The 1,197-nt window shown below is 41.2% G+C and carries 6 tRNA genes; all 6 read right to left on the reverse strand.

The annotated features are described in order from the left end of the window. Positions 1 to 411 precede the first annotated feature (411 nt). A tRNA-Val gene (locus H5154_RS19510) sits at positions 412 to 487 on the reverse strand. A gap of 19 nt (positions 488 to 506) precedes the next feature. Further along, positions 507 to 582 (reverse strand) — tRNA-Val (locus H5154_RS19515). A 42-nt stretch (positions 583 to 624) separates the two neighbouring features. After that, positions 625 to 700, reverse strand: a tRNA-Val gene (locus H5154_RS19520). Positions 701 to 719: 19 nt separating this feature from the next. Then, a tRNA-Val gene (locus H5154_RS19525) sits at positions 720 to 795 on the reverse strand. 35 nt (positions 796 to 830) lie between these two features. Next, positions 831 to 906: transfer RNA gene (locus H5154_RS19530), tRNA-Val, on the reverse strand. Between the two features lie 172 nt (positions 907 to 1,078). Next, positions 1,079 to 1,154: transfer RNA gene (locus tag H5154_RS19535), tRNA-Val, on the reverse strand. Between the last annotated feature and the right edge of the window lie 43 nt (positions 1,155 to 1,197).

Genomic DNA, 1,197 nt, shown 5'->3' on the forward strand with positions numbered 1-1,197 from the left:
TGAAGAAATAGTCGAACAGGTTTCGCAAGCGTGGAATAAATTCATTTCTGTTCCTGATACGGTTAAAAGCATATGCTCTAGAGACTGGATAAAATTGACTTAATCTTTATGCAGATTGGTATTATATGTGGTGGGTGATTCTGGACTTGTACCAGTGACCCTCGCCATTATTTGTGAAGGGTGGCGATGCTCTTTTTTTCAACTGAGCTAATTATCGATTAAAGAATATAACGTAAGGTTTGATTGATGATATTAAGAGGTTTTATATGTGGTGGGTGATACTGGACTTGAACCAGTGATCCTCGCCATTATTTGTGAAGGGTGGCGATGCTCTTTCTTTTCAGCTGAGCTAATTATCGATTAAAGAATATAACGTAAGGTTTGATTGAGGGTTTTAAAAGGTTTTATATGTGGTGGGTGATACTGGACTTGAACCAGTGACCCTCGCCTTGTAAGGGCGATGCTCTCCCAACTGAGCTAATCACCCACATATAATTTTGATTAAATGGTGGGTCGTACTGGACTTGAACCAGTGACCCTCGCCTTGTAAGGGCGATGCTCTCCCAACTGAGCTAACGACCCCATATAATCAATTACTAAACTTTACGATAACCATTTTATAAATGGTGGGTCGTACTGGACTTGAACCAGTGACCCTCGCCTTGTAAGGGCGATGCTCTCCCAACTGAGCTAACGACCCGTAAAGTTTTATATCTAAATGGTGGGTGATACTGGACTTGAACCAGTGACCCTCGCCTTGTAAGGGCGATGCTCTCCCAACTGAGCTAATCACCCATTTAGATATCATGTAATATGCACCATTCTAAGAATGGTGGGTCGTACTGGACTTGAACCAGTGACCCTCGCCTTGTAAGGGCGATGCTCTCCCAACTGAGCTAACGACCCATATTACAAATTTAAAACGCTACTATTAAAATAAATAGTACTGGATTTTAACCAGTGAACCTCGCCGTTAGTTGTAAATAGCGGTGATGCTCTCTTTTCTTGTAACTGAGCTTGTGACCCATATTACAAATTTAAAACATGCAACTACTAATATAATAACAGGTTTTATATGTGGTGGGTGATACTGGACTTGAACCAGTGACCCTCGCCTTGTAAGGGCGATGCTCTCCCAACTGAGCTAATCACCCACATATAAATTAAAACGCTACTATTAAAATAAATAGTACTGGA

The sequence above is a fragment of the Pseudoalteromonas sp. SR44-5 genome (assembly GCF_014163675.1).
Lineage (GTDB): Bacteria > Pseudomonadota > Gammaproteobacteria > Enterobacterales > Alteromonadaceae > Pseudoalteromonas > Pseudoalteromonas rhizosphaerae.